This window comes from Mesorhizobium sp. M0571, from assembly GCF_040320985.1.
GTDB lineage: Bacteria > Pseudomonadota > Alphaproteobacteria > Rhizobiales > Rhizobiaceae > Mesorhizobium.
This window is the reverse complement of record NZ_JAMYQT010000044.1, coordinates 21697-41745: the sequence shown is the minus strand read 5'-3', so window position 1 is coordinate 41745 and position 20049 is coordinate 21697. Positions and strand designations below refer to the sequence as shown.

Below are 20049 nucleotides of genomic sequence, written 5' to 3'. Positions count from 1 at the left end.
TGCTGTATTGCTCGACGGACCGCCTCTGTCGTCGTGGCGCGGCCGTGTAGAATCTGTCCCATAGCGCGTCCTTTGATTCGGACGACAATGGTGCGCCATTAAAACCTGAGATCAAACAACCTAGGCACTGCCCACTGAGAGAAAATCAGTGCGCCTTGGCTGCAACCATTCGCCAAGCACCCGGCTTTCCCTCGAACACAGCTTCGACAAGTTTTTCCCCATCGACCCACCCCAGATGCGCTAGGAGTTCGCACGCGATAGAATCTTTGCCAATACTAATACATCGCTTCACGGCAACCGTCGATCCAGTCCCGTGCATTGAGATATCCCAATTGGATAAGCGAAACAGCTCGCCTTTGGCGGTTTCGTCAGATGGCCGGATGGCCGCATCGACAGCGGATTCCATAAGCCCGTTCAATGGAGAAGCGGCTTTTGAGCCTTCACCAAAGTCGAAGCCTCGGCGACCGATCAACGGTGCGGCGTAGATGCCAATAAGGATACCGATCGTCATCCCGAGCAGGAGGCTTCGACCGCTCACGGATCAATAGCCGTTGTCTCGGAGGAACTGGTCGATGGCTGCCTTTATGATCACCGTCATTTTGATATCGTTGTCGAAGGCAGCCTTTTGCAGTCGCATTTTCGTGTCGTAGTCCAGCGGGCAATTGACGTAGTGCTTGGCTTCCCGCGCGTGCGCTCGTTTGAGGTCGCGCAGGCGCGCCCCTTCTCCTGAGAAAGAGCACGTTCGATCGCCTTGCTCTTGCGCTCGTCACTGCTCGGATTTGGCAGACCGCGCCGCGGCCGTTCCCTTGTCGCATCCGCTGCTGAAATCGGCACCGCTGTTGGTTTCCGCGCAGTCATTCCCGCCTCTGCCTCTTCCGACACAGAGGCTGGTTTCATTGTGGCTTTGGATGTCGCCGGCTTCGGCCGCCGCGGTGCGATAGGGAAGTCAGAGACGGACAGTTTGCCTGGCTTAGACATTTCCCACCTTTTCCCGGTTTGCCGCGACATGGCGATCCAGCTCAGTCACAAACGCCGCGACCTCCGCGCGACCCTTCATGACCGGGTCGGTCAGCTCGAGCATCTGCAAGGTGCCGAGGCCGTTGCGGATTTCGCGGTAGCAATTTCTTTCGGCGAGCTTGGTTTCCATCAACGTCGATTCATAGCCATTGGCGCGAAGATTGGCGATGAACGGACGGATCAGCCTGTAAGCCTCGAGAACGCGGCCCGGAAGGGCGATGCGCGTCACCACGTTGACGTGGGGAATCGTACGCCCCTCCCTATCGCCAATATCCGCCGTGATGTTGGCGGCTTCGCCGGCCGCCTTGATTTCATCCTGGTTCGGCTGAATTGGCGTCAGCACCAGGTCGGAGTTGCGGATGATCGTATCGCGGATGACGCTGTCGACGCCCGGTGAGTCCATCAGGATTAGGTCATAGGCGCCGTCCTGTTCGGCAAGAACGGTTTCAATGCTTCGCTGCGTTGCCGCGCTGTGCAGCTCGATGTTGGCCGGAAGATTGTCCTTGGCCTCACATCGCTTCCACCATTCGGCGAGGTTCTGACGCGGATCGGCGTCGATCAGAAGAACCTTCTTTCTCTGAATAGCGTACTCGCCGGCAACGAGGATAATGACCGTCGTCTTGCCGGCACCGCCTTTGCCGCTGATCGCGCAAATTCGTTGAGGCATGTCTGATCCCTCTTTTGCCGTCCCCAAAGCCGAACACGGCAGGCCGTCGCCACGCTCATGCCTCCTCTTGGGCAAACAGCATTTCCAAACGACGTGAATGCTTGGCTTCGTATGGCGCTTTTACACGATGCGATCACGCCTCACTATCCAAGGGTGTGATATTTCAATCACATCGTAGTTTCACATCATAACGTCATGGCATGTGAACACATCGTGTGAAGAAGTCGTGTGAAATGGGATCAACCGCGCGCTCCCGTTTGAGCCATCCTGGAAGTCTCCACAATCGCACAAATTACCCTTGTTGAATCGATGAAGTCAGCTCCGGGCCTCCCGCTCCTTTTGTGGTGAACCCCGGAGCCGCGCGGAGGCCGGCCGTGACGCTCGCACGCAGCTGGCCAGGGCGAAGAGCGGAGCGTCCCTTGCGGGCGAGTACGAGGGGCACACAAAAGCCGACAAAGCGGTCCTGGAGGTGAACCCTGGAAAGCGTTTTGACGTTTGATGGGGCAGGGGCGAAGGCCCTGCTCATGGTCGCGATAAAGTCGTGTGGGCCGCTCGAAGACCAGCCAGTCGAGCATTCCCGAACGCTCGCTGGTCAGGCCCAGCGGCCCCCCTAACCCAAGCTGCTGGGCCGCCCCTAAGGAAGTGCGTGTATCCCTGATGCGGTCGTCGGTGACCCGCCTCCGTACCGCGGCCGGGATCGCAACCACGTCATCGACCCAACGCCCCACATCGGTACCACTCAAACGAATGGCAATTTTCTGTCTAGATGCGTTTAGTATCCATTCTCGGGAGACCCACATGGGTGTCGCGTGGGAGACAAGTGACTCCCCTTTAAAGGCATCGAGATGCTACGAGCGCTGAAAAGTCAGTTCCTTAGACCTAAAGATCGGGCGATTTGCCAGCGGGTTGTCGACCAGATAACCGCCGACGCTAAATGGTACAGCACTTCGATAGACGGTCAGATTCTGGCCTCGACCACGCTGAATCTCTTTCAATCAGGGGTCGTAAACGAAACAAATTTGCTGGCACATGTTCGCGCGCGGCGCCACGACTTCACTAAACTGACAGCCTAGCTCCACCCGGGCGGAAACAGCGCGCTAAGCTGCAGCATACACGTTTCCGCAACGAGAAAAGGCGGCAGATCGAGGGTGCCAGCCCTGTTCTGGCTGAGTATCTTGTAGACACCAGCGATCCTCGTCAACTAAACCAGCTTCAAACAGGGCTTGCCGAAGGCGTTGTGGCCGGCGATTCCGAAACTGCAGAGGCGATGCGGGACTTGATCGAAACTGTTACTGTGTTTCGAGATCCATCAAGGATCGGCGGCATTGAAGTCGAAATCGCCGGGCGTCTCACCGCGCTCTTGGGCGAGGATGCCTTTCCCAACGGCGTCAAAGGAGTGTGGTGAAAGGTGGTAGCGGGAGAGGGACTTGAACCCCCGACCCCAGGATTATGATTCCCGTGCTCTAACCAACTGAGCTACCCCGCCAGGGCGGCGAAGGCCCGAAATCCAGCTTAAATCGGCAGGCATATCGACACGTTCGCCAAGGTCGCGCGGATATAAGGTTGCGACGGCAAGCCTGTCAAGCATCGAAGTGGCTGCAGCGTCGGCATATTCCGCCTGCCCTAAAGCTCTGCCGGGCAGACATTTGAGCGCACAGGCCGGGGTTGAGTTCGGCGAGGCACGCCGCTATGTCTCGGCCACGAAAGTCATGGTCAGAAATTGATGAAACCGCGCATTGCAGTCCTCGGTTGCGGATACTGGGGCAGCAACCACATCCGTACCCTCAAGGCGCTCGGCGCGCTGCACGCGGTTTCGGACGTCAACCCTGCGCGTGCGGAAGGTTTCGCCAGCGAGCAGGATTGCCTGGCGATCGAACCGGAGGCGCTGTTTGCCCGTGATGACGTCGATGCCATCGTCATGGCGCTGCCGCCGCAGTTCCATGCCGACATGGCTGTGCGCGCGGTGCTCGGCGGCAAGGACGTGCTGGTGGAAAAGCCGATCGCGCTGACGGTGGCCGATGCCGAGCGGTCGGTGAAGGCTGCCGCCGACAATGGCCGTGTGTTCATGGTCGGCCATGTGCTGCGCTTTCATCCCGCCTTCGAGACGCTGAAGGCGCTGATCGACAATGGCGAGCTTGGCGAGGTCCGCTACATCCACTCGCACCGGCTCGGGCTCGGCAAGTTCCACACCGAGAACGACGCGCTGTGGGATCTGGCGCCGCACGACCTGTCGATGATCCTGGCCATCACCGGCACTGAGCCGGTCGAGGTGCGCGGCGAGGGGGCTGCCCTTCTCGACAATCTCAGCGACTTCGCGCATCTGCACATGCGCTTTCCCAACGGCTTGCGCGGCCATCTGTTCGCCTCGCGGCTCAATCCTTACCGCGAACGCCGGCTGACCGTTGTCGGCACAAAGGCGATGGCGGTGTTCGACGATGTCGAGCCGTGGGAACGCAAGCTTGCCGTCTACCGCCACGCGGTGTGGCAGGACAGCGGCCAATGGGCGTTTACCGCCAACGAGCCGTCCTATGTCGCGGTCGGCGAGGGCATGCCGCTGACGCGCGAGCTCGAGCATTTCATCCACTGCATCGAGACGCGGGCCGAACCGCGCACCAGCGGCGAGGAAGCCATCCGGGTGCTGCGCATCCTGACCGCGGGCACCGTCGCCCACAGCAGGCCCTGAGAAAATCGGCCCTGAGAAATAGATTCTGAGAAACAGACTTTGAGAGACCAGGCCCCGAGAGGATGGGCCTTGAGAACGACCGCTGTCTATTCGGCGGGAACCCGCGCCGGCTGGACGGCAAGCCGCGTCAACATCGCCTCGGCTTCGGCGCCGCGCTCGGAGCGCTCGATGAAGCCACCGCCGAACACGCGCGCCTCGTTGCCGTCGTCGGAATAGAGCACGCAGGCCTGACCGGGCGCGATGCCGGACTCGCCGTCGACCAGCTCCACGAAAGTGACGCCGGCGCGGTGATGCAGCACGGCCGGACGCGGCGGCCGTGTCGAGCGCACCTTGGCGAAAAGCTCCAGCCCGGCCGCCGGGATATCGGCCAGCGGGCCATCGCCCAGCCAGTTCATGTTGCGCAAGAAGATCTTGTGGGTTTCCAGCGCCTCGCGCGGACCGACGACGACGCGGGCCCGGTCGGCGTCGAGATGGACGACGTAGAGCGGCTCGCCGGAGGCGATGCCGATGCCGCGGCGCTGACCGACGGTGTAGCGCAAAATGCCTTCGTGGCGGCCAAGCACGCGCCCGTCTATATGGACGATGTCGCCCGGATTGGCGGCAGCCGGCTTCAGCTTGGCGATGATGTCGGAATATTTGCCCTGCGGCACAAAGCAGATGTCCTGGCTGTCCTGCTTGGCGGCGACGCTCAGTCCCATCTCCTCGGCGATGGCGCGAACCTGCGGCTTCGACAGGCCGCCGAGCGGAAAGCGCAGATAGTCGATCTGCGCCTGGGTGGTGGCAAACAGGAAGTAGCTCTGGTCGCGGTCGGCGTCGACCGGCCGGTAAAGCGCGCGATGGGCGCCGTTGGCACCGGAACGGATGTAGTGGCCGGTGGCCAGCGCGTCGGCGCCGAGTTCCTTGGCGGTCGCGAGAAGATCGGCGAATTTCACCGTCTGATTGCAGGAGACGCAAGGGATCGGCGTTTCGCCGGCGACATAGCTCTCGGCGAACGGGTCGATCACCGCCTTGCGGAAGCGCTCCTCGTAGTCGAGCACGTAATGCGGGATGCCAAGCGTCTCGGAGACGCGGCGGGCATCGTGGATGTCCTGGCCGGCGCAGCACGAGCCGGCCCGGTGCGTTGCCGCGCCGTGGTCGTAGAGCTGCAGCGTGACGCCGACGACGTCGTAGCCCTCGCGCTTCAAAAGACCGGCAACGACCGACGAATCGACGCCGCCCGACATGGCGACGACGACACGGGTGTTTTCGGGGCGTCCGGGAAGATCGAGGCTGTTCATGGTTCTTTCGTTCTGCGCGGTGCTTCAATGCCAATGGCCGGAATATAGGTCAAGCCTTTCGGCTGCGCCAGCTTTGCCGGGCCAGCTCATTTTTTCCGGCCGGGCTCAACGCGCTTGCCGGCAAATGTCTCAAATGCCGACGAAAAGACTAACGCGGCGTTCATGATCCTTACCTAACCATTAGGGTCTGCTTAGGCAAATTTTAAAGCTGTGGCGGTAATGTGGTGGGGATTGGGTCTTTGAGTTTTTTGTAGAGAGTACGATGACCGATCTAATTAGACCGCGAGTCAAATACGTTATCGGGCCAGACGGCAGCCCACTTACCATCGCCGATCTGCCGCCGACGAACACACGTCGCTGGGTTATCCGGCGCAAGGCGGAAGTGGTGGCGGCGGTACGTGGCGGGCTTTTGAGCCTCGAAGAGGCGTGCCAGCGCTACAAGCTCACCACCGAGGAATTCCTGTCCTGGCAGGCGTCGATCGATGAATACGGCCTTGCCGGGCTGCGCACCACGCGCATCCAGCAATACCGGCATTAACTCGGTCTGAGCAATGATGGAGGGCGCGGTCTGCGCCCTTTTGTTTGTCGGGCGAGAACCCTTCGGTCGTTTTTGCCGGAGCGAGAACTTTTGGCTATTTTGCCGGGGTGAGAACCTTCGGTTCAGATCAGCACCACCTCGCGGCAACGGCGAATTGGCGCGCAAGCTCGGAAGGCATCACGCCGAAAATGCTGACGCAGACGCGCATCCTCGAGCGCGACGGCCTGGTACGGCGCGAGGTGTTCCCGGTCATTCCACCGCGCGTCGAATACGAGTTGACAGAACTCGGCCAGAACCTGGCCGGGCTGCTCAACCAGATCAGGGCCTGGTCGGGGCAGCATGTGCCCTACATCAAGGACGCCCGCGCGCGGGCGGCGGAACAGCAAGGAGATTTGGGTGCCTGAGGCCGGCACCGTTCGGTGCGCCGCAGTAGCGCTCAAGCGCGACGCGCTTTAAAGCCTTGTTTTCAGCCGATCATGGCGCTGCGGCCGCCGGCTTCCGTGTCGCGCGCCTTCGTGTCGCGCGATTCGAGCATCTCGGCCTTGGAAAGTTCGGCTTCAGCTTCGCTCAGCAATGATTCGGCGACATTTCGCTGCTGGGCGAGGTCGCTTTGCGAATTCCTGAGGTTGTCGCGGCGCAGGCGTGCCGCCTTGGCGAAGGTCGGATAGGCAAAATGATTGATGTCGGTGATGCCGGCCTTCTTCTCTTCGGCGGCGATCTGAAGTTCCAGCTCGACGGCCATGCGCTCGAACTCGGCGATCATCATGTCGAGCTGCAGCAGCTGCCGCCGCTTCTCGCTCACCTGAAATTGCTTCAGCCGAACGAGGTTTTCACGTGACTTCATGATTCGGTACTCCCGGAAACGCACACCTGCACATATCGTCCAATTCACCCGGCAAGGCCCAGGCTTCACCCGTTTCCACCGGCTTTCCCGGAACTATGGGAAACAAATTCCTAAAGTTTTTTGCCGGCGGTAACCATTCGTTTACGGGCATTGTTAATCATACGGCTCAGGACTTAAGGGCGGGTAAAAATTCTGCTACTCGTCGCGAAACCCGGCCAACGAGTCCGAAGAGTCACTTAGTCTGGCTTATTAATGTGCTGCATTAACGGTTTAGGTCTGTGATTCATTATTGGATTCAACGAGGTGTAGAAAGGGGTTAAAAAATCTGATACCGTCATGGACGGGGAATTAGGTTTTATTAACCATTCGATGGCAGCCTCTGCTCAGGCAATCACTGCTCCGGTCCTGGACGGGTCGTGAAATGGTCCGGCAGCAGAAAAGGGGAATGAAATGCGCGTTCTGCTGATAGAAGACGACAGTGCAACCGCACAAAGCATCGAGCTGATGCTGAAATCAGAAAGTTTCAATGTCTATACGACCGATCTTGGTGAAGAGGGCGTCGATCTAGGCAAGCTTTATGATTACGACATCATTCTCCTCGATCTCAATCTCCCCGACATGTCGGGCTATGAAGTTTTGAGAACACTTCGCCTTTCCAAGGTGAAGACGCCGATCCTCATTCTCTCCGGCATGGCCGGCATCGAGGACAAGGTGCGCGGCCTCGGCTTCGGCGCTGACGATTACATGACCAAGCCCTTCCACAAGGACGAACTGGTCGCCCGCATCCATGCCATCGTGCGGCGTTCCAAGGGCCACGCCCAGTCGGTCATCACCACCGGTGACCTGGTGGTCAATCTCGATGCCAAGACCGTTGAAGTCGGTGGCCAGCGCGTGCATCTGACCGGCAAGGAATATCAGATGCTGGAGCTGCTCTCGCTGCGCAAGGGCACGACGCTGACCAAGGAAATGTTCCTCAACCATCTCTATGGCGGCATGGACGAGCCGGAGCTGAAGATCATCGACGTCTTTATTTGCAAGCTGCGCAAGAAGCTCGACGCCGCGTCGGGCGGGCAGAATTACATCGAGACCGTCTGGGGCCGCGGCTATGTGCTGCGTGAGCCGGAAGATATCCGGGTCAGCGCCTGAACTAGATCCCGAAAGTGGATGCCGGTTTTCGGAAAAGAACACAGTAAAACAATAAGATAGAACCCATCCCGATTTCGTCAGGATGGAACAGGCTCTGATCAGGCGGCAATCTTCAAGGCGCGGAAGCACTCGAGCAATTGCGGCCGGTTGAACGGCTTCAGCAGGTAGCCCTGGGCGCCGGCGCGTTTTGCCCGCATGATCGCCCCGACGTCGACCTCGACCAGCGAAATCAAGACTTGCGGCAATACCGGGCTTTCCATGGAGCGCACGCGGCGGATGAGTTCCTGCGCCTGCATGTCCGGCAAGGCGCCATCGACAACGATGATGTCCGGCATGTCGGCAGTGCACATCTCGATCGCCTCATGGCCGCTGGCGGCTTCGATCACCATCATGCCGGAGCCGCCCAGGATACGCTTTGCAACCTTCCTGATGACGCTCGAATTGTCGACGAACATGCAGCGTTTCATTCCCGGACCCCTCTTTGCCATGCGGCGAACCGGCAGCGTCGTGGCATCTGCCGGGGAACATAGGCCGATCTGGTAAAGAAGCCGAAAAGCCGTTAGGTAAAATTTTCCTGAAGGTGTTTTAAGCGAAATCTTCTTTCGCAATGCTTCACGCAATCAATCTGCAAGCCCGCCCCACAGATGTTAAGGCAACGCCGCAAATATGACTTGGAGAAAATACTTTCCCGCTCTTTCGGAGAACTTCAGGCTGCGGAAAGGACGATCTCGTCGGCGGTCGCATGGATCGATATCGTCATGTTGGCTTCGCGGGCCAAAAGCAGCGTGTAATAGGGTTGCACCGAATGCGCGTCGATCGGCTCTTCCGGTCTGTGGCCGGAATGCAATTCCAGGAATTTGGGCGGCACGCGCAGCATCGGGCCACTCGCAGCGAGCGCAAAGCGCGGCTCGGTCTCGAGGTTCTCCAGCGTGACCACCAGCCTGCCGCCGCGCGGAATGGCAGCGTTGGCGACGAGGATGAGGTTGAGCAGCAGCTTGACCTTGTTCTTGGGCAACAGCGCGCGGGTCCCGTTCCAGACCAGTTCCGGCTTCTCGTTCTTCAGGAAGGCGATGGCGACGGCCTCGGCGTCCCCGGTGTCGATCAACATGCCGGCGGAACCGGCGGCGCCGAAGGCGATGCGGGCGAATTGCAGGCGGGCGGAGGCGTTTTTGGCGCTTTGGCGGATCAGCTTCATGGCGTCTTCGTCGGCGCCGCCTTCGTCGAGCAGCTCAAGCCCGTTGTTTATGGCGCCGACCGGCGAAATGATGTCGTGGCAGACCCGGCTGCACAGCAGCGCTGCCAGGTCGGGTGCGGAAAGGGTGAAAAGCTCGGCCATCGGCAAAAATCCCTGCAAATTTCACAACAAAATGACCGGGCGATCATGATCACGCCTGTCCACACGAATCACGCTCTCTCCCAAGCATTCTGAATACACAGCGCTTGGGCGTGCAGCAACAAATCCAAAATTATGATTGTCGAAAATGGTGTGTTCACGCAGCATGGGTGCTGCGCGGGCGGTGCAAAACAGCCTTCGAACCGCCATCTTCATGTGAGAGTTTAATGGTTGAAAAAGGATTACGGCATAGTTTGCCCCTAACAGTCATCCTTAACGGCCGCCAAAGAGCCGTACGGGTGCGAGGCGTCGGCGAAGGTGCTCCCTGACGGAGATTGGAAGCATGTTTTCCCGATTCTACGACCGGACTTTTTTCCGTGTCATCTCAATGACGATCGCCCTCATCGGCCTTGTCGCCTTTTCGACATCGGCCGCGCGGGCTCAGGAATATACCGCCCAGGAAATCGTCGATTCCGGTCACAAATTCTTCGGCGCGACATCGGGTGGGCTCGCCACCGTCGTCGAGAAGATTTTCGCCACCTATGGCCTGCCGAACGGCTATCTGCTCGGCGAAGAGGGCTCCGGGGCGCTGATCGGTGGCCTGACCTATGGTGAAGGCACGCTCTACACCAAGAATGCCGGCGATCACAAAGTGTTCTGGCAAGGCCCGTCGCTCGGCTGGGATTTCGGCGGCGAGGGCTCGCGCGTGATGATGCTGGTCTACAATCTCGACGATGTGAGCAGCCTCTATAACCGTTTTGGCGGCGTGGCCGGCTCCGCCTATGTCATCGCCGGCGTCGGTTTCAACGTGCTGAAGAACAACAATGTGCTGCTCGTGCCGATCCGTACCGGCGTCGGCGCCCGGCTCGGCGTCAATCTCGGCTACCTCAAGCTCACCCAGCGCGCGACCTGGAATCCGTTCTGACGGCATGATTGCGTCATTGCTATGGACCTGTGACTGACAGGCTGAGCTTTGCTGCGGCATACCCTTGCCGCGGCGTCGGATTTCCGTCATGCGATGATGGCAAAGTCCAACTTTGGCCGTTGCGTGCCATATATAGCGGCCTGCCATGCATAACGGCCCGCCATGCATAACGGATAGTCACCTTGGTCCAGTCCATCCTGTTCTTTGTCCTTGGCTTTCTCTGCGCGGGATTTCTGGCGCTGATGATTGCCCCGGCCGTCTGGCGGCGGGCGGTGGTGCTGACGCGCAGACGCGTCGAGGGCTCGATGCCGCTGACGCTGGCCGAGATCCAGGCGGACAAGGATCGCGTCCGCGCCGAGTTTGCCGTTTCGGCGCGACGGCTCGAAATGACCATCAAGTCATTGCGCGAGAAAGCGGCCGAACAGCTGGTCGAGATCGGCCGCAACCGCGAAGCCCTGAAGGAATTGGCGGCCGAGCGGCAGGACAAGAACCGGGTCGTCGCCGACCTCACAACCAGGAGCGAGGAGCTTCGCAAGCGCGATGAGCAGCTGCAGCAGCTGTCGGAGCGGCTTGCGGAAACCGAGCGCGCGCTCGAAAAACGCGGGCTCGAACTGCGAAAACTGGAGCACATGTATGACGATGCCAGTTTCTCGTCCAGCAGCCGGCAAATCGAGCTGGTGGCGCGCGAATCCGAGCTGCAGAAGCTGGCAAGCGACATTTCGCTGCTGCGCGGCCAGCGCAAGGAAGCGGACAGGCGCAGCCAGGAGTTGGCAGCCGAGAGCAAGGCCTTGCGGGACGCGCTGAAGGCCGAGAAGAAAAGAACCGGTGAACTGGAAAAGAAAGTCGAACGCCTGCTCGCCACGCTGGCCGATCGCGAGGACAGGCTGGAGCGCCGCGAAAAGGAACTGGCGCGCCTTCGCGAAAAGCCTAGAGGCGCTGAAAGCGCGCCTGCGGTGCGCCTTGCCGGCGTGCCAGGCAGCCAGGTCAGCACGCCCGCCAACGGCGACGACGTCGAAAAGGCAACCGCCAAGCTCGATGGCGATCGCGAGCGGCTGGAGGCCAGACTGACGTCGCTGGCTCGCGAGAACAGGAGGCTGAAGACGGATCTTGCTGCCTCCGAAACGTCGAAATCGCAAGCCGGAGACGATACGGGCCGTGCCAATGCGGCATTGCGCGAGGAGATGAACGATCTTGCGGCGCAAGTCGTGGCCTTGACGGCGAAGCTCGACGGGCCGGATTCGCCGATCGCCCGGGCGCTGGCAGCGCCTGAGGATACGCGGTCGGAGAGTGGCGGGCGCAGCCTTGCCGACCGCGTGCGGGCGCTGCAGAAGGCGGCTTCGACCAATTGAAATACCGCCACTTGGCCGCAAAATGCCCGACTCAAATTCCGGAAAAATGATGAAGTGCAATGGCCGATGCAGCCGCGACGTTCAGGCTGTCGAAGCCTTCCGCCATACCGATCCGCAGCGTCTGCAGGCGGGCAAGCAGGCTTTCCGGCAGGCCTTCGCCCTCGGTGCCGAGATAAAGCGCCAGCCGCTCGTTTCTCTTGGCATCGCGAATGTCGATCTGCCCGCGCGGCGACAACGCGAACTGGCTGAAGTCTTGCCGGTCGAGCATTGCGGTGCAGCCGGCGGCGTCGGCAAAGGAGGCAAAGGGGACCTTCAAGGCGGCGCCGACCGAGACGCGGATTGCCTTGCGGTACAGCGGGTCGCAGCAGGTCGGATCGAGAAGCACGGCATCCGCGCCAAAGGCGGCGGCATTGCGGAAGATCGAGCCCATATTGTCATGATTGGCGATGCCGACCAGCACCACGATCAGCGCGCGGGCGGGCAGTGCGCCAAGCAAGGCCTCGGCGGACGGCGTCGCGCCCTTGCGGCCGATCGCCAATATGCCGCGATGCATGTGGAATCCGGCAATCCTGTCCATGACTTCGCCTGACGCGACATGGATCGGAAGCCCCGCAGGCGCCTTTCGCAAAATCTCGTCCAGGCCAGCCAGCCGGTTTTCGAGCACCAATATCGATTCTGCCTCGAAGCGCCGGGCGGCAAGCAGGGTGTCGAGCACCACCTTGCCTTCGGCGACGAAACGGCCCTGGCGGCCGGCCAGATCGCGTTCGCGGATGTCGAGATAGGCGGCGACGCGGGGATCCTGCGGGTCGTCGATGCGGATGAGGTTCATGGGTTCCTCGGCGGACCATGGCGTCGGCCGCAAATCGGAATTCGGTTTCGGAAGGCACGATGCCGGATCCGAAGTTCAGACCGTATCTCAGCGTCCAAACGGATGCACGTCGCTCTAACGGTCAAATCCACTGGACACAGCTACGATTCCGCTTGGCCTCCTGGCGAGGCGGAGATTTTGTTTCCCGCGGCACGGCTCTTCAGCCAGGCCGCTTCAATTCAGAATTTCGATCGAGCGACGGAACCACACGGGGCCGTGCCGCGTCATAGAAGCGGGCTCCTGTTGCAGTCCACGGAGGACATCGATGATCAGGCTCCTCCTCGTCTTCGCCGCGACGCTTGCCTTCGCATGCGGCGCGCACGCGGCCAAGCTCGATCCAGCCACCGTCAATCAGGCCCAATTCACTATCGGCGAACCGAAGGGTGTCGATCCGATGCTGCTGAAGGCGCAGATCCTTCTGGATCGCGCCCGCTTCTCGCCGGGCCTGATCGACGGTCGCCGTTCCCAGAACTTCGCCAAGGCCGTTGCCGCCTTTCAGGCGGCAAACGGACTTCCGCCTGATGGCAAGCTCAGTCCACAGACCTGGAGCAAGCTCATCGCAACCTCCGCCAAGCCGGTGCTGGTGACCTATGAGGTGATGCGCAAGGATGTGCGCGGACCTTTCACCAAGCGTATTCCGGCTCGCATGGAGAGGATGGCCCGCTTACGGCGGCTCGGCTACCGCAATGCGGTGGAGAGGTTGGCTGAGCGCTTCCATATCAGCGAACAGCTGCTCAGGATGCTCAATCCGGGCGCCCGGCCCAGGAAGCCCGGCACGACCTTGGTGGTGCCTGATGTCGACAGGAGCGACCCTCCCGCCGGCGTCGCCGGCATCGAGATCGACAAGGGCGCTCGCCTGGTGCGTGTGCTCGACCGTGCCGGCAAATGGCTGGCGGTCTACGCCGCCTCCATTGGAAGCGATGAGAAGCCGGCGCCAAGCGGCATGGCAGAGGTCAAGCGCGTGGTTCACAATCCCACCTATCACTATGATCCGGACTTCGCTTTCAAGGGAGTCAAGACCAAGCGGCCCTTCACAATCGCTGCCGGGCCGAACAATCCCGTGGGATCGGTCTGGATCGATCTCTCCATCGAAAGCTATGGCATCCACGGCACGCCCGAGCCAGGCAAGATCGGCACGACCTTTTCGCATGGCTGCATCCGGTTGACCAACTGGGATGCCGAAGACCTTGCCTCCATGGTGCAGCCGGGCACGAAGGTCGACTTCAAGGACGAGGTGGCGCAGGCCGCCGACCAGCGCGCTGAGTAGCAAGGCGGACTTGGCAGCCAAACGGATTTGGCGGGAGCATCCCCGCTCCGGCGCTCAGGTCCCGGCGCGACGCAGCCGGTAAGCCATCTGCGACAGCTCACCTTCCCCGAAAATGCCGTCCAGCATATGCAGCAGTTCGCGCACGGCGTCGGATTTGCAGGAATAATAGATCATTTGCCGATCGCGGCGGGTCTCGACAAGGTCGGATGCCCGCAGCTTGGCCAGATGCTGTGACAGGGCGGATTGGCTGAGCGACACTTTCTCGGCTATGGCGCCGACCGACATTTCGCCCTCGGCCAGATAGCTCATGATCAACAAACGTTTTTCGTTACCCATCAGCGTCAGAAACGCGGCCGCGGCTCCGGCGTTGGCGACTAGCTTGTTCGAGACCATCGATCCCCCATGCCTTCCTGCTCATCTGACGCTATGGGGGCAATAGCGTCTGATTCCATAGACTTCCCAGTAGATTGCACGCCAGCGATTCAGCGTCACTCGCAAAGGTAGAACATTTCGCTCAAATCTCAAGGCTTGCTTTCCATGCAAGCCGATTAACTGTCCAGCTGTGTTCAATTTGCCGAACGGGCAGCCTTTGCCATGTCGACCAGAACAGGCCTGAGGTCGCGTGCCGCCTGCAGCGGATTGGGAAAGAAGACCCGGCAGACATTGTCGCCCGATACGAGATCCATGCCATCGGCGTCGAAGCCGGCGACGGTCCAGCCGTCGCCACTGGCGCCGCCGAAATGGCCCGCATAGAGGGCAATCGCATCAAGATGGTCGGCGTTCATATGGTCGAGTGCCGATTGCTCGCCGGCGGCAAGCTCTTCGACGATCGCTCCCGTCGCGACCAGATCGGTGCGGTCGAGCAGATAGGCCTTGCCGAAGCCGCCGTTCAGGCTGGCGCGCTCCGGTTCGAGCCGGAAAATCGAGAAGTCGCCGAGCCCGGCATAGAGCTTTGCCTTGGGATTGCGGTTGAGATAGCGCCGCTCGGTGCGGGCGTGCTCGTTCGAGCCGCGCTGCAGCCGCACGGCCCGGCAGACCAGCGTCAATCGCGGATGCGCCAGCGGATCGCCCTTGCCGGGCTCGCCGACGAGCAACGAGCAGCGCGGGTCGGCAAGAATGGCGCCGGTATGGGCGGACAGCATCGAGACCAGGATCAGCGGCGTGCCGTCGATGTCGGTGGCGACGCCGACCCTGCTGGCCAGCGGCGAACCGGTTCCTGGTTCGATCACCGCCAGCGCGCCGAAACGGGCGCTGCGGATCAGCGTCTTTGCCAGCCTGATCGCCTCGGCGTCGGTCTCGCGGATTACGTCTTTCTTGGGTTTGTCCAAAGCACCACCGTCGCGTTTATTTCGGCGCCATGCGGATGGCGCCATCAAGCCGAATGGTCTCGCCGTTGAGCATCTGGTTCTCGATGATGTGCAAGGCAAGTGCGGCATATTCGGAAGGCTCGCCCAAACGGGAAGGGAAGGGCACCGCGGCACCGAGCGAATCCTGCACCTCCTGCGGCATGCCAGCCATCATCGGTGTCCTGAAAATGCCGGGCGCGATGGTGCAGACGCGAATGCCGGAGCGGGCGAGATCGCGCGCCACCGGCAGCGTCATGCCGACGACGCCGCCCTTCGACGCCGAATAGGCCGCCTGGCCGATCTGGCCGTCATAGGCCGCGACCGATGCGGTGTTGACGATAACGCCGCGCTCGCCGCCCTGCAGCGGTTCGAGCCTGGCGGCCCGGTCGGCAACCAGGCGGATCATGTTGAAGGTGCCGATCAGATTGACCTCGATCACCTTGCGGTATTGGTCGAGCGGATGCGGTCCGTCCTTGCCGATCGTCTTCACGCCGATGGCGATGCCGGCGCAATTGATCAGGATGCGCGGTCCGCCAAGCTTTGCCACCACGTCCGCGACTGCAGCGGCACCGCTCTCCGCGTTGCTCACGTCGCATCGGACGGCGATGCCGCCGATGTCGGCCGCCACCTTCGCCGCACGCTCGATGCCGAGATCGAGGACGGCAACGCTGGCGCCGCTGGCGGCAAGTGCGCGCGCCGTCGCCTCGCCAAGGCCAGAGCCGCCACCGGTGACGATCGCAATCTGGCCGTTCGGGTTCATCTCGACGGTCCTCCTCTGTGCCCAGACTATGCTGCGAAGCCACCGTACAACAGCACCGGCATGGTCACGCCATCGCGGCGATGTGCTCGGCAATCCTTGCCTGGTCGGCGTGGCAAACCTCTCCCACCAGCTTTGCCACCGCGCCCGGCACGATCTCGTGCGCCAAAAGCCGGTCGGGGTCGACCGGACGTGGCATCGAGATCTGCCCGCGCGGGAGCCTCTTGAAGCCGAGCGGGCCGTAATAGGGTTCGTCGCCGACCAGCATCACGGCCGGCGCGCCAGCCTTGGCGGCGGCTTGCAGGGCGATTGCCACCAGCCGGCGGCCGATGCCGAGATTTTTGAAGGCCGGCTGCACGGCGAGCGGCCCGAGCATCAGCGCGCGGCCGGCGCCGGCGGCGATGCGCGTCATCCGGACCGAGGCGACGACGGTTGCGCCATCGACGGCCACGAAGGACAAAGCGCTTTCATGCGGGCCACCTTGGCGAATCTTGTAGGCGGCGAGCACGAAACGGCCCGGCCCGAAGGCCTCGTCATTGATGGCTTCGATTTCAGAATCATGCGCCGGAGTTTCCGGCAGGTATTTCACGTCGGCAAGGCTCATGGTCTTTGCGTTCCGGTATGCGAGGAAAGGTTTGCTGCAAGCGGCAGCGTTCGCCAGTCAGCGCTTCATCAAGCGCGGGCGCTCTTTCGTCGTCGGTCGAACCGGATCACGGCAAAGTCGAACATGCGGATTGTCCGCTAGCACCAATTTTCAGCCGCCGCAATCGGCCGGTTGCACTCGACGGCGCAGCGGTTGACGATCTGTTCAGCGCTGGCGATTTCGGCAGGTCCATTTCATGCCCTACATCGGGCAGGAACGCGAAAGGACATTTCATGGGATTGCTAGTCGAAGGCCAATGGCAGGACCGCTGGTACGATACCGGGGAGAGCGGCGGCAAATTCGTGCGGGCGCAGTCGCAGTGGCGCGACTGGGTGACGCGCGACGGCGCGCCGGCCGAAGGGCGAAAACGCGGCTTCAAGGCCGAGCCCGGCCGCTATCACCTCTATGTCTCGCTCGCCTGCCCGTGGGCGCATCGGACGCTGATCTTTCGCGTGCTCAAAAAACTCGAGGACGTGATTTCCGTCTCGGTCGTTCATCATTTCATGGGCGCCGACGGCTGGACGTTCCTGGCCGAGGACGGCGCCACCGGCGACACGCTCTACGGCCTCGATTTCCTGCACCAGATCTACACCAGGGCCGATCCCGGCTATTCGGGCCGGGTCACCGTTCCCGTGCTGTGGGACAAACGCGAGCGGACCATCGTGTCCAACGAATCCTCCGAGATTATCCGCATGCTCAATTCGGCCTTCGACGAATGGGGCGATGCCAAGCTCGACTTCTATCCGCAACCGTTGCGCGGCGCGATCGATGCGGTCAATGCGCTGGTCTATCCCTCGGTCAACAACGGCGTTTACCGTGCAGGCTTCGCCACCACGCAGGGCGCTTACGAGGAGGCGTTCGGCGAATTGTTCTCGGCACTCGACACGCTGGAGAACCGCCTGTCAAAGCACCGCTATCTCGTCGGCGGCCACATCACCGAGGCCGACTGGCGGCTGTTCACGACGCTGCTCCGCTTCGACCCGGTCTATGTCGGCCATTTCAAATGCAATCTGCGCCGCATCGCCGACTATCCGAATCTGTCGAATTATCTGCGCGACCTCTATCAGGTGCCCGGCGTCGCCGGCACGGTCAACCTGCACCACATCAAGTCGCACTATTACCGCAGCCACGAGACCATCAACCCGACGCGCATCGTGCCGGTCGGGCCAGAGCTCGACTAGCGGCGCTGCACGACCGCGACCGGTTCAGGAAGGCGGCGTGATCTACCAGTAGGGCGAGACCGCCGCGCCGTCGAAAATCTCGTTAATCCGCCGCAGCGTCGCCGGCGTCGTTCCCTCGGGCAGGCGGTCGAGCGGAAAGAAGGCGGCTTCGGCGATCTCGCGGTCGGGCAGCTTAGGTGCTGGCTGGTCGAACTCTTCGACCAGATAGAGGCCGACATGGTCGCGGCGGCTGGCCCGGCGGTTGAAATGCAGAGATTTCAGCACCGGCGGTCCAGTCAGCGCGATGTTGCCTTCCTCGAACAGTTCGCGCGTCAGCGCCTCGGTCATCGTCTCGCCCAACTCGACACCGCCGCCGGGCAGGTGCCAGCCCGGAACATAGGTGTGGCGGATGAGGAAGACGGAATTGGAGCGGCGGTCGTGGATCAGGCCGCGCACGCCGAGCGTCATCGGCCGCCGCAGTACGAAATACAAGTGAAACAGCCTTGCCCGGAAGCCCGGCCAGCCGGTCTGACGCAGGGCTTGCTCCGGATCCGGCGTCGTCATCGTCCGCGAAACCGTGAGTGGAAAGCGGCGCGCGTGTCGCCTATGAAGAAAGGATGTTCAGGCTCGCGCATATTTCCGATGTCCATCTGGGGCCGCTTCCCGATGTAACCTATCGCGATCTCGCCTCCAAGCGCGTGGTCGGCTACGTCAATTGGCAGCGCAACCGCCGCCGCCACATGCATGATGCCGTCATCGACACGATCGTCGCCGACATGAAGGCCAGCGGACCGGATCATCTCACGATCACCGGCGACCTGGTCAATCTGGCGCTCGACGGCGAGATCGAGATGGCCAAACACTGGCTGGAGACGCTGGGCTCGCCCAATGACGTATCGGTCGTGCCGGGCAACCATGACGCCTATGTGCCGGGCGCCTTCGACAAGACCTGCCGGTCCTGGGCTGCGTGGATGACCGGCGACGGCGTCAATACGCCGGTCGACCGCAACACCTTTCCCTATCTGCGCGTACGCGGCAATGTTGCGTTGATCGGCGTCTCGACGGCGCGCGCCACGGCTCCGTTCATGGCCAACGGCTTCTTTCTGGAAGGCCAGGCGGAAAGGCTGCGCGACATGCTCGACACCACAGGCAAGCGAGGCCTGTTCCGGGTGATCATGATCCACCACCCGCCGGTGCGCGGCGCCGTTTCGCAGAACAAGCGGCTGTTCGGCATCTCCCGCTTCCACAAGGTTCTTCACCGGCACGGTGCCGAACTTGTGCTGCACGGCCATTCGCATGTGCCGTCGCTCTTCTTCATTGGTGCCCGCAAGACCAAGATTCCGGTGGTCGGGGTCGCCGCCACCGGGCAGGCCCCCGGCAGTTCGCATGCGCCGGCGCAATACAATCTGCTCGACATCGACGGTGAAAAGGACGATTGGCGGATCAGGCTGACGCGCCGCGGCCTGACCGGGCCGGCCTTGCCGCCCAGCGACCTGCAGACAATGGAGCTTGGCGTCGAGGCCGACGCCACGCTTGCCGGAGCGCGATGAATTCAGCTGGGAGCGTGTCGCTCTAAAAGCTGATTTTCATCGCGACGATGCGGTCCCAGAACAGCACGAGCGAAACCGCTAGGCCGACCAGGGCGCCGGCGGCGATCAGGCCGAGGCCCGCGAAGAACGCCGACCAGCCGTTGCTGCGCGCAGGGACCTGCAGCGGCGGCTCGGCCTCCGCCACTAGGGCGCGTTTCAGGCTGGCGACGGCTTGCTCGATGCCGCCTTCCATCATTCTCTGGCGTTCGACGACGCGCTCGGCGACATAGCGCGTCACCTGATCGGCAACGATCTTCATCTCGGTCGACTCGGCGAGCACGACGCGGCCGATGCGCGTGTCCTTGAGAAAGCGATAGGTGCGACGGTCGCGTCCCATGGCGACATGGCTGACGGCGTCGATCCACAGCCGTGGCTGCAGGCCGGACGAGACGGCGAAGTCGAAACTGTCCATGTCGGTGGGCACGTCGGCGAAGACCGGCGCGAGTTCAGCGGCAAGCAGATCAAGCCGCATGCGATGCGCTTCGCGCATGTCGACCACGACGTCGTCGCGGTCGGCGAAGGCGTTCTTGATGTCGCGAATGGCATCGGACAGTTTTCGCGACTGATCGATCTGGGTGATGTTCTCGCCTGCGTCCTTCATCGGCGTTGCCTCGCGGGGTTTGGTTAACACCGAATTAAC

The 20049-nt window shown here is 61.8% G+C and carries 22 protein-coding genes, 1 tRNA gene and 1 pseudogene; 10 read left to right on the top strand and 14 right to left on the bottom strand.

The window, feature by feature from the left end; translation table 11 throughout:
* Positions 1–145: 145 nt before the first annotated feature.
* Both NKI85_RS30490 and NKI85_RS30485 read right to left on the bottom strand, forming a co-directional pair.
* Complete coding sequence (locus tag NKI85_RS30490) at positions 146–511, bottom strand: hypothetical protein (RefSeq protein WP_352779825.1); 366 nt, start codon at positions 509–511, stop codon at positions 146–148.
* A gap of 459 nt (positions 512–970) precedes the next feature.
* Complete coding sequence (locus NKI85_RS30485; RefSeq protein WP_352523078.1) at positions 971–1684, bottom strand: ParA family protein; 714 nt, start codon at positions 1682–1684, stop codon at positions 971–973.
* Between the two features lie 1237 nt (positions 1685–2921).
* On the opposite strand from NKI85_RS30485, the gene NKI85_RS30480 reads away from it, so the two are divergent.
* The gene (locus NKI85_RS30480; RefSeq protein WP_352779823.1) at positions 2922–3089 is read left to right on the top strand and encodes a hypothetical protein; all 168 of its coding nucleotides are present in this window, start codon (positions 2922–2924) and stop codon (positions 3087–3089) included.
* A 4-nt stretch (positions 3090–3093) separates the two neighbouring features.
* Here NKI85_RS30480 and NKI85_RS30475 read toward each other — a convergent pair.
* Positions 3094–3170, bottom strand: a tRNA-Met gene (locus tag NKI85_RS30475).
* Positions 3171–3407: 237 nt separating this feature from the next.
* On the opposite strand from NKI85_RS30475, the gene NKI85_RS30470 reads away from it, so the two are divergent.
* Positions 3408–4367, top strand: a complete 960-nt coding sequence (locus NKI85_RS30470; protein ID WP_352523079.1) for a Gfo/Idh/MocA family protein — start codon at positions 3408–3410, stop codon at positions 4365–4367.
* Positions 4368–4453: 86 nt separating this feature from the next.
* Here the strand turns inward: NKI85_RS30470 and mnmA are convergent, their stop codons facing one another.
* Positions 4454–5644, bottom strand: coding sequence for a tRNA 2-thiouridine(34) synthase MnmA (gene mnmA / locus NKI85_RS30465; RefSeq protein WP_352523080.1), 1191 nt, complete (start codon positions 5642–5644; stop codon positions 4454–4456).
* Positions 5645–5906: 262 nt separating this feature from the next.
* Here mnmA and sciP point away from each other — a divergent pair, with 262 nt between their 5' ends.
* Positions 5907–6182 carry a CtrA inhibitor SciP gene (sciP, locus tag NKI85_RS30460; protein ID WP_023679563.1) on the top strand — a complete coding sequence of 92 codons (276 nt, stop codon included), beginning with the start codon at positions 5907–5909 and terminating at the stop codon, positions 6180–6182.
* Between the two features lie 188 nt (positions 6183–6370).
* On the top strand, positions 6371–6586 hold the full coding sequence (locus NKI85_RS30455) for a winged helix-turn-helix transcriptional regulator (RefSeq protein ID WP_352523081.1): 216 nt from the start codon (positions 6371–6373) through the stop codon (positions 6584–6586).
* Positions 6587–6648: 62 nt separating this feature from the next.
* Here NKI85_RS30455 and NKI85_RS30450 read toward each other — a convergent pair whose 3' ends face one another.
* The gene (locus tag NKI85_RS30450) at positions 6649–7026 is read right to left on the bottom strand and encodes a flagellar export protein FliJ (protein ID WP_023719275.1); all 378 of its coding nucleotides are present in this window, start codon (positions 7024–7026) and stop codon (positions 6649–6651) included.
* A gap of 450 nt (positions 7027–7476) precedes the next feature.
* On the opposite strand from NKI85_RS30450, the gene ctrA reads away from it, so the two are divergent.
* Complete coding sequence (gene ctrA, locus NKI85_RS30445; RefSeq protein WP_006203583.1) at positions 7477–8172, top strand: response regulator transcription factor CtrA; 696 nt, start codon at positions 7477–7479, stop codon at positions 8170–8172.
* A 98-nt stretch (positions 8173–8270) separates the two neighbouring features.
* On the opposite strand, the gene NKI85_RS30440 is transcribed toward ctrA, so the two are convergent.
* Both NKI85_RS30440 and chpT read right to left on the bottom strand, forming a co-directional pair.
* Positions 8271–8639 (bottom strand): response regulator, encoded by a 369-nt coding sequence (locus tag NKI85_RS30440; RefSeq protein ID WP_352523082.1) that lies wholly within the window; start codon positions 8637–8639, stop codon positions 8271–8273.
* 239 nt (positions 8640–8878) lie between these two features.
* Positions 8879–9508 (bottom strand): histidine phosphotransferase ChpT, encoded by a 630-nt coding sequence (gene chpT / locus NKI85_RS30435; RefSeq protein WP_352523083.1) that lies wholly within the window; start codon positions 9506–9508, stop codon positions 8879–8881.
* A gap of 385 nt (positions 9509–9893) precedes the next feature.
* On the opposite strand from chpT, the gene NKI85_RS30430 reads away from it, so the two are divergent.
* Positions 9894–10430 carry a DUF1134 domain-containing protein gene (locus tag NKI85_RS30430; protein WP_245278600.1) on the top strand — a complete coding sequence of 179 codons (537 nt, stop codon included), beginning with the start codon at positions 9894–9896 and terminating at the stop codon, positions 10428–10430.
* A gap of 182 nt (positions 10431–10612) precedes the next feature.
* Positions 10613–11779, top strand: coding sequence for a coiled-coil domain-containing protein (locus NKI85_RS30425; protein ID WP_352523084.1), 1167 nt, complete (start codon positions 10613–10615; stop codon positions 11777–11779).
* Positions 11780–11810: 31 nt separating this feature from the next.
* Here NKI85_RS30425 and NKI85_RS30420 read toward each other — a convergent pair whose 3' ends face one another.
* Positions 11811–12608: a TrmH family RNA methyltransferase gene (locus tag NKI85_RS30420; protein ID WP_352523085.1), complete on the bottom strand. Its 798-nt coding sequence runs from the start codon at positions 12606–12608 to the stop codon at positions 11811–11813.
* Between the two features lie 304 nt (positions 12609–12912).
* Here NKI85_RS30420 and NKI85_RS30415 point away from each other — a divergent pair, with 304 nt between their 5' ends.
* A complete protein-coding gene (locus tag NKI85_RS30415; RefSeq protein ID WP_352523086.1) occupies positions 12913–13914 on the top strand; it encodes a L,D-transpeptidase in 1002 nt (333 codons plus the stop codon).
* Positions 13915–13968: 54 nt separating this feature from the next.
* Here the strand turns inward: NKI85_RS30415 and NKI85_RS30410 are convergent, their stop codons facing one another.
* The 4 genes from NKI85_RS30410 to NKI85_RS30395 all read right to left on the bottom strand — a co-directional run bounded on the left by NKI85_RS30410 (position 13969) and on the right by NKI85_RS30395 (position 16621).
* Positions 13969–14307 carry an ArsR/SmtB family transcription factor gene (locus NKI85_RS30410; RefSeq protein ID WP_352523087.1) on the bottom strand — a complete coding sequence of 113 codons (339 nt, stop codon included), beginning with the start codon at positions 14305–14307 and terminating at the stop codon, positions 13969–13971.
* Between the two features lie 173 nt (positions 14308–14480).
* Positions 14481–15242 (bottom strand): HugZ family pyridoxamine 5'-phosphate oxidase, encoded by a 762-nt coding sequence (locus NKI85_RS30405; RefSeq protein ID WP_352523088.1) that lies wholly within the window; start codon positions 15240–15242, stop codon positions 14481–14483.
* A gap of 16 nt (positions 15243–15258) precedes the next feature.
* Positions 15259–16020 (bottom strand): 3-hydroxyacyl-CoA dehydrogenase, encoded by a 762-nt coding sequence (locus tag NKI85_RS30400; protein WP_352523089.1) that lies wholly within the window; start codon positions 16018–16020, stop codon positions 15259–15261.
* Positions 16021–16084: 64 nt separating this feature from the next.
* Positions 16085–16621 (bottom strand): GNAT family N-acetyltransferase, encoded by a 537-nt coding sequence (locus tag NKI85_RS30395; protein WP_352523090.1) that lies wholly within the window; start codon positions 16619–16621, stop codon positions 16085–16087.
* A gap of 272 nt (positions 16622–16893) precedes the next feature.
* Here NKI85_RS30395 and NKI85_RS30390 point away from each other — a divergent pair.
* A pseudogene (locus NKI85_RS30390) lies at positions 16894–17882 on the top strand (glutathione S-transferase family protein).
* Position 17883: 1 nt separating this feature from the next.
* Here NKI85_RS30390 and NKI85_RS30385 read toward each other — a convergent pair.
* Entirely contained in the window at positions 17884–18384 is a 501-nt protein-coding gene (locus tag NKI85_RS30385; protein ID WP_352523092.1) for an NUDIX domain-containing protein, read from the bottom strand.
* A gap of 53 nt (positions 18385–18437) precedes the next feature.
* Here NKI85_RS30385 and NKI85_RS30380 point away from each other — a divergent pair, with 53 nt between their 5' ends.
* Positions 18438–19370, top strand: a complete 933-nt coding sequence (locus NKI85_RS30380; protein ID WP_352523093.1) for a metallophosphoesterase family protein — start codon at positions 18438–18440, stop codon at positions 19368–19370.
* A 22-nt stretch (positions 19371–19392) separates the two neighbouring features.
* Here NKI85_RS30380 and NKI85_RS30375 read toward each other — a convergent pair whose 3' ends face one another.
* The gene (locus NKI85_RS30375; protein ID WP_352523094.1) at positions 19393–20010 is read right to left on the bottom strand and encodes a hypothetical protein; all 618 of its coding nucleotides are present in this window, start codon (positions 20008–20010) and stop codon (positions 19393–19395) included.
* Positions 20011–20049: the final 39 nt, after the last annotated feature.

Excerpts from the sequence above, each read along its gene's own strand:
- NKI85_RS30490 (WP_352779825.1), bottom strand. The coding sequence starts at position 511 with ATGACGATCGGTATCCTTATTGGCATCTACGCCGCACCGTTGATCGGT.
- NKI85_RS30485 (WP_352523078.1), bottom strand. The coding sequence starts at position 1,684 with ATGCCTCAACGAATTTGCGCGATCAGCGGCAAAGGCGGTGCCGGCAAG.
- NKI85_RS30470 (WP_352523079.1), top strand. The coding sequence starts at position 3,408 with ATGAAACCGCGCATTGCAGTCCTCGGTTGCGGATACTGGGGCAGCAAC.
- mnmA (WP_352523080.1), bottom strand. The coding sequence starts at position 5,644 with ATGAACAGCCTCGATCTTCCCGGACGCCCCGAAAACACCCGTGTCGTC.
- sciP (WP_023679563.1), top strand. The coding sequence starts at position 5,907 with ATGACCGATCTAATTAGACCGCGAGTCAAATACGTTATCGGGCCAGAC.
- NKI85_RS30455 (WP_352523081.1), top strand. The coding sequence starts at position 6,371 with ATGCTGACGCAGACGCGCATCCTCGAGCGCGACGGCCTGGTACGGCGC.
- NKI85_RS30450 (WP_023719275.1), bottom strand. The coding sequence starts at position 7,026 with ATGAAGTCACGTGAAAACCTCGTTCGGCTGAAGCAATTTCAGGTGAGC.
- ctrA (WP_006203583.1), top strand. The coding sequence starts at position 7,477 with ATGCGCGTTCTGCTGATAGAAGACGACAGTGCAACCGCACAAAGCATC.
- NKI85_RS30440 (WP_352523082.1), bottom strand. The coding sequence starts at position 8,639 with ATGAAACGCTGCATGTTCGTCGACAATTCGAGCGTCATCAGGAAGGTT.
- chpT (WP_352523083.1), bottom strand. The coding sequence starts at position 9,508 with ATGGCCGAGCTTTTCACCCTTTCCGCACCCGACCTGGCAGCGCTGCTG.
- NKI85_RS30430 (WP_245278600.1), top strand. The coding sequence starts at position 9,894 with ATGACGATCGCCCTCATCGGCCTTGTCGCCTTTTCGACATCGGCCGCG.
- NKI85_RS30420 (WP_352523085.1), bottom strand. The coding sequence starts at position 12,608 with ATGAACCTCATCCGCATCGACGACCCGCAGGATCCCCGCGTCGCCGCC.
- NKI85_RS30415 (WP_352523086.1), top strand. The coding sequence starts at position 12,913 with ATGATCAGGCTCCTCCTCGTCTTCGCCGCGACGCTTGCCTTCGCATGC.
- NKI85_RS30410 (WP_352523087.1), bottom strand. The coding sequence starts at position 14,307 with ATGGTCTCGAACAAGCTAGTCGCCAACGCCGGAGCCGCGGCCGCGTTT.
- NKI85_RS30400 (WP_352523089.1), bottom strand. The coding sequence starts at position 16,020 with ATGAACCCGAACGGCCAGATTGCGATCGTCACCGGTGGCGGCTCTGGC.
- NKI85_RS30395 (WP_352523090.1), bottom strand. The coding sequence starts at position 16,621 with ATGAGCCTTGCCGACGTGAAATACCTGCCGGAAACTCCGGCGCATGAT.
- NKI85_RS30385 (WP_352523092.1), bottom strand. The coding sequence starts at position 18,384 with ATGACGACGCCGGATCCGGAGCAAGCCCTGCGTCAGACCGGCTGGCCG.
- NKI85_RS30380 (WP_352523093.1), top strand. The coding sequence starts at position 18,438 with ATGTTCAGGCTCGCGCATATTTCCGATGTCCATCTGGGGCCGCTTCCC.
- NKI85_RS30375 (WP_352523094.1), bottom strand. The coding sequence starts at position 20,010 with ATGAAGGACGCAGGCGAGAACATCACCCAGATCGATCAGTCGCGAAAA.